This is a genomic window from Nitrospiraceae bacterium (assembly GCA_020632595.1).
GTDB lineage: Bacteria > Nitrospirota > Nitrospiria > Nitrospirales > UBA8639 > Nitrospira_E.
Window position 1 is genome coordinate 23202 of record JACKFF010000018.1, and the last position, 12354, is coordinate 35555.

Here is a 12354-nt window from a genome sequence, read left to right on the forward strand (position 1 = left end):
GCCGGGACACCTGTGAACACTGTGACCAGATCTCAAGTTCCCCATAATCCGTGGTGAACCCAAAGGCCCTTCACACACCAGACAAGAACAAACGGACCGGCCGGATCAACCAGGTCCGTTTGATCGGGAGCTATAAGTCGAAGGATCGCATGGTGTTGAGAAGAATCGCCGGTGCTTTGGACAATTTCCCAAGGGGACACCTGAAGGAATCGACTTTTATCTGAAAACCCCATTACGATTCAGGCTCGCCATTTCCGCCACCATCGGACAGCAGACTCTCACGTAAGCTTTTCAGTCCGGCGCTCAGCTGTTGACGAATGTTGAGAGGGGCCTGAGTGGCCACCATCGATTCAAAGAACTTGATGTTTTTGATAATGGAGTCCATTTCTCTGGCCGACCCTCCCCGTCGGTTGGCCTCAAGGTATCCATTGAGAATTTCCTTTTGATCGTTGGCTGTCAGACGCTGTGCATATAATACCTCGAGCAGTTTGTGATCAGGAGTCAGACTCATACCCCAGAAGGATTGTCCTTTCCCGGTTAATTCCTTTGCATACGTTGATAATTCGGCAAGCCCCTCCGCGAGAGGATCAGCTCCTTTTGGCTTTCCGCGTCGCGTTGACCGTCCTTTAGGCTGTCCCCACGAGAGCACAATTTCAGCCGCGAGCCGGTTTCCCAGGGGATAATACACATCATGTCGCTTGGCATCCTTGCCAATGTTATAGCCCTCCGCATAACAATGCTTCATCTCCAGTAGGGCTTTCCGTTGCTCCGCCTTCGTGGTGAGAAGCATGGCTTTTCCCTTATAGAGCTTACCTTTGAGAGCATACCGTTCCTGTGTTTGTTGGATCGCGAGAAGGCCCGCGAGTATATGTTCCGCATCCTCAAAGAGTTCCTTGATTGGAAAATCTTTTTCCAGTGGGTCGAGCTTTTGTGCAGTGGGATCTCCCTGCCTTTCGAGACGCTGGAGCGCCCATCGGACTTTCAGGTTGGCTAACTGTTCCAGCGACTCCACCGTCGCGTCGGCCGGTTGCAGGATCCTCCCTCGATCATAGTATCGAACCGCCTCCGCGAAGAGGCCCAATTCCCCGTAGGCTAACCCCAGTGCCGCACACATGGCCGCAGAATCCGTCCACCCTTGTCCGACACCGGCTACCAATTCTTGCAATCGGCGTCTTAACCGGTCTGCATCCTTTTGCCCGGCTGTTTTGGCCTCTTGAACCAGGTTGTACAATTCCACTCGCAATTCAACAGGAGCCACCATCCGGCGTTGTATCCCCATGCTTTTCGCTCCGACGTTTAGCGAAAAATCCGGATCCCCATAACATTGATACGCACCCCAGGTATTGGATCCGCCCTGGCGAAGGAAAATCTCCTCACGCGCCAGCTGCACGGCATCACCGAAGGTCCGGTTTTGGAACATCTCTTCATAGAATTTCTTGGCGAAGGTTTTAGCGGCCATGTCGTCCACAGCCCAACCTGCCGCAACCACCGCCCGCACACCCATGCGAATCAGTTGGGTCCCGAGGTTTGAAGCGAGTTGATGAAATGGAATGTTCGACTGTTCGGCACTGCCTTTGGTTTGTCCCAGATGGCAGCAATTCAAAAATACCAACTCAGGCACATACCGCATTTGATTAATTTCGGTCGGGGTCAAAAACAGGCCTTCCCCTAAAACCATTCCCGTGACCATCTTGGGTGGCGTTCCAGGGACCTTCTGAGAGTCTGCCGTGCCTTGCTTGGCAGGGTCATCTTCTATTGGAAATTCAAAGACACCATGCGCCGCACAATGCACAATGCGATAAGGTTGCTTATACAGGGCAGTCAGAATCGCATCCGGTGTCGCTTCCTCCTCAACAAGTTCCACCACATCCCGGTACCCCTGGTGACGAATGAGTTGCGCCACTTCCCTCGCTTCGGCCGCGGCACCCGGCAAGGGAGCAAATTTTCCGGATGGTTCGTGACTCGTGGGGTCCCCAATGACCAATGCATTGAGAGCAGTCCCATGGAGGACCTTTTCACGGAATTGAGGAACGGCCAGTTGCCGGACCATCCCGGCCTCCACCGCTAATGGACGGGAGTTAGGATCGTACTGATTGTGCAACAATTCCCAGGGATAGGCGGCAGACTTCTCGTCCAGCACCAACACCATCTTGCGGCGGTCCGGGGCATATTCCTTCAGCCGATTTGGAATGATGAGTTCAAACAGGGTACTGGATAATTCCAGATCATTCTGTGTGGTGGCCATGGCCCGTTCCAAAAACCGTTCAATGAGTTTTCGTTGTGCCGGCTGCAAGTAGGTTTCCGCCCGCGCCCGGTTGGTGAGGGCTTCGAATTTCAAGGAGCCGTCCTTTTGGGTGGCAATGCGCAGTCGTTGCCACCAGCCTTCATCTTCATCAAAGGAGGCCCGGCGGCGCCCCTCAACCCCTTCGATCATCACTTCATCGATTTGGAAATGTTCACGAAAATCCCGTGATTGCCCCAGTTCCAGGAGCGATTTCGTGGCTTGAATGGCCCGATCCTGATACAGCTCGAGTATCTCGACCGTCTCAATGGAGGCCAGGAGATTGTCCTTATTTGGAGTCTCCTCTTCGGATTCAGGTATCGCAGTCGGTTCCAGTCGATCCAACCGCCGATTCGCCTGAAGAACTCCGCGAAGAAGGGACTGCAAGGAATCCACCAGTGACAATCCTCCCGCACCCGTCCCGATCAGCAACATGGTCAACGGGATTTTCAGTCTTGGACCACACGAACCATCCACAGCGGTGACACTTCGGCGTTCCCGCTCAACCTCGATACATTTGAGCGCATAGTTGACGAGCGCATCTGTCATGGTGCTCGTTAACCCGCCAGGGGTTAATTCCCCGACCATGCCCAATCCCACGACTATTGCCCCTGGATGGGTGCTTCCCGGATGACAATCCCCATCGTTTAACACCACGGCAGAAGTATTCAGTTTATCCGGATAGAGGCCCAAACACTGTCGTTCACGCAATCGACCATTGAGTTGCCGGTCAAGATAGGCCTCGGCACTGACAATCGTGTCTCCTTCATAATGCCCCACCGCCACAGGAGACGATGCGCGGGACAAATTGCCATGGACCATGGTCACCCTAACTTTCCGGGTAGGCGGTGTTTCCTTTTTGACGCGCGCGGAGCCCAATGCGGACGCCACGAGATCCTCCTCGCTGGGATACATCTCGAGCCGAACCTCGGGGAGCTCAAAGGGGACAACGGACACCCCCCGACGAACGGGAGGCACGTGGGACAACTTCGTGGTGGCCCCGGCATTCAATAAATCAAGCAGACCATCAAACGCTTCCGGAGCATTGGCCAGATCACCATGTTCACTGTCCACATAATACGTCCGGTGCTTGAGTGCTCCGGGAATGCCGGTATCCCAGGGAACCCGCCCATCCCCAAAGGGGGTCGCATCAATCCGTATTCGCCGCGTGGCGGGAGCCGAAAGGTCAATGGAGACATCACACGGTGTCGCATCCGCACGCCCCGCGACATAGATCATCCGTTGAGGGTCAATCGGGCTGGCCTGAATGAGTTGTTGAACCTTGGAGGCTTCAGCCAGTTGCGCGGCATCGGGCACGGGCCATTCGATCCCGGCGGTCTTTGAGGTCGCCACTTTGGCCCCAAATACCCCTCGTGCCCGATCTCGATCATGCTCCAGGAGTGACTTCCAGGTTTCCGCTTGATAGACATTAAGGGAACCGGTATGCGGGAGAAGCTGCAACACCCCGTCAAATCTGGAAATAATTCCCAGTAAGGTCGATTGGGAATTGGTGATATCCAGAAGATCTAACATTCGCACCAGGGGATCACGCCCCATGAGCATTCCCGTGATGGCATGCGACCCCTCATTGGGAGTGCCCAGCATGATGAAGCGGGCACCGGGATGCCGGCACATGCGATCCCACACCTTTTTCCCCTCCTCCGTCGCAATCATAACTCGGACAACCAATCCGCCCATGGAGTGCGCAATGATCCGTACCGGTTGTCCGACAGCTTCCTGTGCCTTGACCGTATCCTCTAAATCTTTGCGAAACCGTTCAGCGAGTTCGATCAGCGATTTCCGCCAATCATAGGGAAAGGGTTTGACGGTATGAGAATTGGCCAAATACCTGATGAGGTCCTTGTAGCCACTCCCGATAGGTTGATCAGCCACCACATTTTTTGCGGTATACTTCAGCTTTTTCAGGCCGCCAAAGGCTAAATCCAACTTATCCAACCAGACCCGGTCTTTTCCCACCCTGAGTTGACTACCCATGGTGCCGGGTAGGACATAGACAAACGGTTGTGGAGATCCGACGGCGCGTTTGCGGTAATCATCTTCGGTCACTTCGGAAGGCTCGCGCTCCAGTCGGTGAAAGAGGGGATGGGGCGCGTTCTTGGTGAGGGCCTGCATCAGCCGATTCGCCGTATCCGGATTGCGAAAATATGAGAAATGGTTGACATCCTTCCCGGTATCGATCCAATACTGAATCTCTCCCGTCCGCTCCGCCCCGCCGAACATCGCCGGTGTATTCACGACCAAATCATGATCTTCACGATAGAATAAATCCGTCACGAATGTTTTGAGACGCCCCAGCACCCCTTCCCCGGCCACATCTCCGCCTAAAACATGCAGATCCGCCATCGACCGGACTCCCGGTCGATTGAGAAGGCGAACCAATGGCGAATCCGGCATCTGCGCCTCCAACCCTGGCAACTCTTCCGGCTTTGTCCGGTTTTTCACCACACCCAGCAGGAACGCAGAGAATCCCTCAACCACCGGATTGCCCTTCAGTCCCGGGATCGCCTCAACCACGTTCAGGATAATCGAGAGATATCGATCCAACCGGCCACTCGCCAGGGTGGTGCCGCGGGCTGGACAGCCCACCCGCACAAATCGCTCAATGACGAATTGCCGTTGTTGGAGCAGGTGGCCGAGTTGCTCCAACTGCTTTAGATCGTCCTTCCGATCCGGTTGGGAAAAGGCCTGGAGATCATCCGCGTCAAAGGGGAATCGGCCCTCCATCATGCTGCGACACAGCAATTCCCCGACAAGCCCCCCACGGGAATGTGAGACCAGGTGCAGACGAGCCCCTTTGGGAAAATACCCGGCAAGTTCCAAGGCGTTTTGGACGGGATTGTGAGAAAGGGTGCGATGTTGAAAGGCCAGCACGCGTTTGGGGTAATGCATCAGAAGTTGCGCCATAAGCGGATTGGCCCCGTCTTCCCATAATCCACCGAAACTGCCCTCGGTCGACGAGGCTGTTCCGTGAATGAAGACCAGCCACGGGGTATCCGTCCTTTCCTTTTCCAGGGATTTGATCCGGGTGTAATCAGACGACTCTTTTCCTTCCCACCGATAGAGACCCGGACCCGGCTTCAACACACCCTCGACCTTATCCTTAATCAGGTCCGTGGTCGCGCCCACGGGGTCCAGGCCAAAAACTTTGAAACCTTTTATCACCCAATTCCCGACGATGCCCCGACTGGCGGCCCCAATAGGCAACATACCGGGCAGTTCAACCACGTCACCCGCAGGCCCACGGCTGGGTGTCAATCCAAAATCCTTCTCCAGATCATCCGCACGCACCCACAATTTCATCCCCTGATCCAATTCCAGTTGAATGAGATCGTCTGAACTCAGATCATCAATTTCCAGAGGTGATTGGCCCGCGCGAGCCCGTTGGACCCTGGCACTATGCTTAAGGGTAACCAGGTCATTCAGATTGGCAGGAAAATCGGGAATGGTGGATTTCCCGTCGAGCGGCTCACGCTGTCCATGAACGATAAGACGTTTCATTGTTTATTCCTCACATGATGTTGTTGGCATGGCCATCCATGTTTCCCGTCGAAACTAGCAGTTCACGATATATGCCGAGGATCATCAATATGCGTTCCATTCGTTTGCCCATCAAAGTAAGGCGGAATGCCATTACAGCAAATCCGTCGAAAAATTCCTACCCATCGGCCTGTACCGCCGGTGAAACACGGTTGAACGTATCCCCGATAGACATCCCGCCGTGACGTCTCTATCTGAGATCGGTTGGTCCCTGTTCAGCGAGGGGGTAGGATTTTCTCTTGTCGCGACGCATCGGTGGGACGTTGGCTTCGGTTGCTAGAGGAGCGTCGATGATGGGGGGCTTTGGAATGGATTCCGGCTCATGAGGCACCCGGATTGATCGGAGGAATTTTGGTTGGGAATGGCTTCTGACCCGTCACCAACAATTTCCACGACAACTTACCAGGCGGTTTTATCGGGGTATTGGCGAATGGTCTCGTCTTTGGTGAGCAGGATGAGTTTTTCTGAAATCGCCTGGCAGATTAATACACGATCAAAGGGATCGCGATGAATCCATGGGAGGTTGACGTGAGGCTCACAATGCCGTTCATAGATCGGCAGATCGACAATTCGATTGATCTTTTTTTCTTGTTCTAACAAGCCTTGCCACCCTTTTTGAAGCTTGAGTTTTCCTAACGAAAGCTTGACGGTGAGTTCCCAATCACTGGCCGCACTCCAAAATAATTCGTATTTTCCATTCTTTAAAATTTGTTTCGCTCATTGGCTTAATTCATCAGAGTCTTCCAAAAACCAGAGCATGACATGCGTATCGAACAGGTACTTCATCCCGGAGCATCAGGGAATTCTTCGAGCGACTCATCAAAATCGCTTGAAATATATTTCACAATACCTTTGGCTCCACTGAACGTCCGTGTTTTTTGAGCCTCTGGAATAGGCACTATTCTTGCCACTGGCTTCTTCCCCTTGGCCACAATAATTTCCTCCCCGGCTAAGGCTCGTTGAATCAGCTTCGAAAAATGCGTCTTGGCTTGATGAATGGTGATAATGACCATAATCCTTATTCCTAAATGGACTTACTCATTTAGTCAAGTTCACTGCTACCCTTTGTTTTCGTGACACACAGCCCGCATAGACGTCCCACGGGGACGTCTCTGGCGGTCAGGGATTCTCTTGGATGACTTGAGCCAGGTGTTCCTCCTCCCAACCGCCACCCACGGCTTTGAACAGATCCACCATCGCCGTAAGGCGTGCGCGTTCGGTTTGGACCACTCCCAATTCTGCATCGAGCACGATGCGCTGAGCATCGATGACGTCGATATAGCTGACCAATCCCTTGCGATACCGGATATCCGCGAGTTCCAGCGATTCCCGCGCGGCGGCAACCTGTTGGCGTTGATTCGCCAGTTGTTCTTTTCGCGTTTGCAGGGCAACCAGCACATCAGCCACTTCCCTAAACGCATTCAGTATGGTTTGATGATAGTCCTCCAACATTTGCTGATACCGGTTTTCCGCCACCTCTAATCTGGCCAAATTGGTATAGCCTTCAAAGATCGGAAGGGTAACCGAGGGACCGATCGCCATGTTGCGACTGCCCCATTTGAACCATTGATCGAATTCGCTGGTGACAAACCCTCCCGTTCCCGTGATAGACAGACTCGGGAAAAAGTATGCTCGCGCTTCCCCGATGCGCGCATTGGCGGCTTTTAAGGTTTCTTCTTTTTCCAAAATATCCGGGCGCCGTTGCAACAGATCTGAAGGCAGACCAACAGGGATCGTGGGTTGCGCCATCACGGACCGAAGGGGTTTGGCGGAGACCACCAGCGTACCGGGATTGGCTCCGGTCAACACTTCGAGTTGATGCAGTTGTACAGCCCGTTGACGCCGAAACTCGGGAATTTGCGAGGCCGTTTGCGCCACAAGAGTTTCCTCACGTTTCACATCCAGGTCGGACACCAGACCGGCCTGCGCACGGCTCCGGATGATCGACAGGGAGTCTTGTTGAAGGGCCAGGTTCCGCTCCGCAATTTCCAGTTGTTCGTCGAGTTCACGAAGCCGGAAATAGGATTCTCCCACCTCACCGACCAGGCTCAACAACAGGCCGCGGCGATTCATTTCGCTCCCCAACGCTTCTGCGGTAAAAGCCTCTTTCCCGCGTCGAATGCGACCCCATAAATCCAGTTCCCATCGAAGATCGATGTCCGCACGCCAAATATCAAAATTGGCTCCCGGTGGCGCGAACCCTTCAGGCGCCCCTCCTGTGGGACCGACCAAAATACTTTCCGATCGACGAATTCGGCTATACGATCCATCCAGAGACACATTGGGATAAAGCCCGGCTCCTGATCCATAGGCAATCGCGCGCGCTTCCAGCACCCGAAACGCCGCTTGTCGGAGATCATGGTTACGATCCAAGGCCTGTTCAATCAAGCCGTTTAATTCATCGCTGCCAAACATTCGCCACCACTCCGCCTCCGGCACCTGTCCTACCGTAATGGGAAGCGGAGAGGATGAGCCTCCCAAGGTCATCCTGTTCCAGTCTTCCGGCACATTGAGGACCGGCTGCTGATAGTCCGGCCCCACCAGGCATCCCGGCAGACAAAGGATCAGGAACATCAGGACTACGGATCTCATTCCGATCATGCGTTTTCCCTCAGTGAATCTCACCCTCACTTCGACAAAGGGGGAGAGGAGTCAGATTGCCCGGCCGCCTTCTCAGAGCGGGTCTGGTCCTTCCTTGAGACCTGGTCGGCCGGGCGCTCGATATAGACATCAACTTGCTGGCCCACATAGACCGGGAAAGAAGGACGTTCAAACCGATAAATGACCTGAAGCACCCGCGTATCGACGCGCTCACGATTGTCTCCAGTGAGGGATCGTTTGGGCACAATGTAGGGTTCAATGCGATCAAAGGTAAGAGGTATAGCCTGATCCGTATACCCTTTAAGGTAGGCCACCGCTGGACTCCCCGGTACCACCAGCGGGGCGTTGACCTCATCGATATCAGCCCGCACCTGTAAGGTTTCCGTATCCCCTAGTATGATGAGCGGCTCGATGGCATTCACCGTGGCATATTCCCCGGCTCGAATGTTGACCTGAAGAATCGTCGCCGCACGCGGTGCCCGAACGGTGAGACGGTTGACCATCGCTTGCACCTCATCCCGTTCGGTTTTGGCCAAATGAAAATCAGCCCTTGCCCGAATCAACGCCCGCTTGGCACCTTCCGCTTCATGCCATTTCCGCTTCACATCATCTTCACTGACCGCCCGACGATCCGTGACCGACTGAAGCCGCTTCAATTGGTCCTGGACATCCCGAAGCCTGATTTCCTGCTCGGCGATCCGCGCCGCTGCAGACGGGAGCGAATCGGTCCTGGTTTGCAATTGTGCCCGCAACTCCCGATCATCCAACTGAAACAACGGATCTCCCTGCTCAACATGATCCGCCACCGTGACATACACCTTCGTCACCAGACCGGAGACCGGAGGCGCGATCCTGACGTTTTCGTTCACAGCCTCAATAATGCCTGCTGCGGCCACCGTGACCGGATACGGATTCTGAGGAGGAGCTTCCATCGGTGGAGGCGGAGCCACTTTCTTATTCGCGCCCCACAACGTCGCCATCGTCAATATGATCCCCCCCACCGCGATCCAAAAACTCAAACGCCGCAGTACCATTTAAACGGGTGTCTCCTGTCCTTCTTGGATCTGATTCACTCTTCCATCTTCCATATGGACGATGCGATCGCCAAATTCAAAAATCCGGGTATCGTGCGTCACAATAATTACCCCCCGATCATGCTGCTTTCCGATATCGTGCAATTGCTGCACAATGCGGTGTCCCGTTTCTCCATCCAGGTTCGCCGTCGGTTCATCACACAGCAGTAACTGGGGATCACTCACCAGGGCCCGGGCAATCGCCACCCGCTGCTGCTCGCCTCCCGACAGTCTGGTTGGCAATGCCGCCAGGCGCTCTCCCATGCCCATGCTCCCAAGAATCTTCTCCGCTTGAGCCAGGGCCTCGTGTTTGGCTACCCCCCGTATCAATAACGGCACTGCGGCATTCTCGAGCGCGGTCAGAGTGGGCAGGAGATGATATTGTTGGAAAATAAATCCCAAATGATCCCGGCGAAACTTCGTTTTTTCCGATGCGGACAATTCCAGAATGGATTCGCCCAAAATTCTCACCTCTCCCTCATCGCTTTCTAAAATGCCGGCAATCACCGACAAGAGAGTCGTTTTCCCGCTACCCGATGGCCCCACCAGCAACAGGACTTCCCCGTGGGCGACATTTAAATCCACTCCCTTCAGGACAGGAATCCGGGTCTCTCCTTCCCCAAACGATTTCACCACCCCCCTGGCCTGCACCAGCCAGTGAGCCCGATCATGGTTGAGAGTCGGAGACGGATTCCCACTCACGGCGCTACCCTCGAAACACAATTGCCGGTTCAAGTTTGGCCAACTTTCGAATGCTAATCACACTCGAGACACTACAGATCAACAGGAGCGCCACGGCCACTCCGACGAGCAGAGGCCATGTTTCTTTAAAGGGCAGCCGGTCTCCGCCTGCAGCGGTCAATCCAAACAGGGTGGCCAATCCCACACCGACTCCATAGCCAATGGATCCGACGGTAAAACTTTGCAGGAGGATCATCCGCGCCAGCATACCCGTGCTGGCTCCAATCGCTTTCAGCGCGCCAAACTGCGGCAGGTTCTCAACCGTAAACAGGTAAAAGGTTTGTCCGGAAATCGCCATCCCCACAATAAATCCTAATAACACAGTGGTACCGAAATTCACGCCAATACCGGTGTTTTGGAGAATCCATCGAATCGTTTTCCATCCAAACTGGTCTCCGGTAAATGCTCCCAATCCGGTTTGCTCATGAATTCGCCTGGCCAATTCTTCCGGGCTGATCCCACTCACCGGACTGGCAAGGACATACGACAATTTCCTCCGTTCTTCGGGTGTCACACTCAAGGCTCGTTCGTAGGTGGTGTAGACGAAGGGAAAATTTTGAAAACTTTTTTGTGTTTTCACGATCGCCACGACCCTGACACGGTGATCATTGATTTCAAACGTGGTGCCGAGATGAATGTTCTCAGGCCCACCTAACCGTTCCACCCCTAATTGATCGATCGCAACCGCGTCAGGAGAACGCAACTCTTCAATGTTGCCTTCCAACACCCTCCCGGGTCGCCCGATTAACGTACTGGATTCAATCCCGACTAACGCAATTTGCTCATAATTCCCATCCCGCAACCGGGCCCGCTGGACCCCCTTGTAGAGGGGAACCGCCCATTCGACACCGGAAACACTTCGAACCACGTTCACCGTGGTATCGGCCAGCGGTTTAATTTCTTCGACTTGATTGATATTGGAATCGGTGACCCACACCGGGGCATTCACATTGGTGATGCCCGATTGCGACCAGGTCATCAACCCCCAGAAAATGGATCCCTGCTGAACGATGAGCATCGTGGAAAACGTGAGCCCCGCCAGCAACATGAGGTATTTTGGGCGATCGCCAAACAACATTTTCAGTGCAACGTAATTCATAGCTTCCGTGCCGTCCGCGTCCGAGGTGTATGTGTCTGACCCGACCTCCGTACCGGTCCCTTTGGTGAAGGGAGTTTGAGTCCGTTCATCATGAGGCTCACAAAGGTCCGCGAAATATCTTCGGCAGTCTGAGGCAGTTGGGCCTGAAATAAGACCGTCAACAACCGATGATAGATCAGCATGCCCATAAAAGCGCGTGCAGCGATGAGGGGCTGAACCGGCTGAAAAGCTCCATCATGTATGCGCTGTTGAATGTAGCCGGCCAAAAAATCGTAAAACACGCGGATGTGATTGTGGAAAAACATATCCGACATCTCATGGTTTTCGAGTGCGCTGAACAAAATCAGCCTCATCAAATCGGAATCCGGAGCCCCTCCGACCACCGTCCGGGCAATGACGGAAAACACCTCAACATCCTTGTGTTGTTCAGCGAGCCTTTTTACTTTGGAGAGTAATCCCGGCACAGGCGATTCCTCCGCAAGAATGGCCGCATACAAATCCTCTTTACTGGGAAAATGTTTAAAAATCAGGGCTTCGCTGACTCCTGCCCTGTGGGCGATCTCCCGGGTCTTGGTCCCGTTAAACCCTTTCCTGGCAAATAAGGCGGCCGCCGATTGAATAATTTTGGCCTTCCGGACCGGACCGGCTATTCGTTTCGGTGATAGTGGCATCTTCTCCTTCCAATCCATTGATATAGTGAGTATCCACTTACCATGCTAAGATCTCACCGGAAAACTGTCAAGAAATCTGGTTCCATTTGCAATTTTGCCGGGAACGGTGGAGAATTCGTCAATCTTACCGAGCAATCCTGTTGGATCACAGCCATCATTACTCCGGACGTTCCGAGATGTTCCGAGATGTTCAGATGGACACTAGGGAGATTCCACCTCGCACCTGGGCACGAGAGTTCTTCACCAACACAGGTGCAGGTTTTCGATTTCGCCCAGGGATAGCTGCTGGACTCTACCCCACATGGCACAACCCGTAGGCCTTGCCAATCA

At 54.0% G+C, this 12354-nt stretch carries 8 protein-coding genes; all 8 read right to left on the reverse strand.

The genetic code is table 11. The features are described from left to right. Positions 1-232: 232 nt before the first annotated feature. A complete protein-coding gene (locus tag H6750_19665) occupies positions 233-5800 on the reverse strand; it encodes a CHAT domain-containing protein (protein MCB9776529.1) in 5568 nt (1855 codons plus the stop codon). 438 nt (positions 5801-6238) lie between these two features. Then, a complete protein-coding gene (locus H6750_19670) occupies positions 6239-6547 on the reverse strand; it encodes a type II toxin-antitoxin system VapC family toxin (GenBank protein ID MCB9776530.1) in 309 nt (102 codons plus the stop codon). 74 nt (positions 6548-6621) lie between these two features. Continuing rightward, a complete protein-coding gene (locus H6750_19675) occupies positions 6622-6852 on the reverse strand; it encodes a type II toxin-antitoxin system Phd/YefM family antitoxin (GenBank protein ID MCB9776531.1) in 231 nt (76 codons plus the stop codon). Positions 6853-6958: 106 nt separating this feature from the next. Further along, the gene (locus H6750_19680) at positions 6959-8440 is read right to left on the reverse strand and encodes an efflux transporter outer membrane subunit (protein MCB9776532.1); all 1482 of its coding nucleotides are present in this window, start codon (positions 8438-8440) and stop codon (positions 6959-6961) included. A gap of 26 nt (positions 8441-8466) precedes the next feature. Continuing rightward, entirely contained in the window at positions 8467-9474 is a 1008-nt protein-coding gene (locus H6750_19685; protein MCB9776533.1) for an efflux RND transporter periplasmic adaptor subunit, read from the reverse strand. Beyond that, positions 9475-10164 carry an ABC transporter ATP-binding protein gene (locus H6750_19690; GenBank protein MCB9776534.1) on the reverse strand — a complete coding sequence of 230 codons (690 nt, stop codon included), beginning with the start codon at positions 10162-10164 and terminating at the stop codon, positions 9475-9477. Positions 10165-10219: 55 nt separating this feature from the next. Continuing rightward, positions 10220-11353, reverse strand: coding sequence for an FtsX-like permease family protein (locus H6750_19695; protein MCB9776535.1), 1134 nt, complete (start codon positions 11351-11353; stop codon positions 10220-10222). Then, positions 11350-12024, reverse strand: a complete 675-nt coding sequence (locus H6750_19700) for a TetR/AcrR family transcriptional regulator (GenBank protein ID MCB9776536.1) — start codon at positions 12022-12024, stop codon at positions 11350-11352. Before H6750_19700 ends, H6750_19695 begins: the two co-directional genes overlap by 4 nt. Positions 12025-12354: the final 330 nt, after the last annotated feature.

What these genes read in the sequence shown, in the direction of transcription:
- H6750_19680 (MCB9776532.1), bottom strand. Translation starts at nt 8,440, where the DNA reads ATGATCGGAATGAGATCCGTAGTCCTGATGTTCCTGATCCTTTGTCTG.
- H6750_19685 (MCB9776533.1), bottom strand. Translation starts at nt 9,474, where the DNA reads ATGGTACTGCGGCGTTTGAGTTTTTGGATCGCGGTGGGGGGGATCATA.
- H6750_19695 (MCB9776535.1), bottom strand. Translation starts at nt 11,353, where the DNA reads ATGAATTACGTTGCACTGAAAATGTTGTTTGGCGATCGCCCAAAATAC.
- H6750_19665 (MCB9776529.1), bottom strand. Translation starts at nt 5,800, where the DNA reads ATGAAACGTCTTATCGTTCATGGACAGCGTGAGCCGCTCGACGGGAAA.
- H6750_19700 (MCB9776536.1), bottom strand. Translation starts at nt 12,024, where the DNA reads ATGCCACTATCACCGAAACGAATAGCCGGTCCGGTCCGGAAGGCCAAA.
- H6750_19675 (MCB9776531.1), bottom strand. Translation starts at nt 6,852, where the DNA reads ATGGTCATTATCACCATTCATCAAGCCAAGACGCATTTTTCGAAGCTG.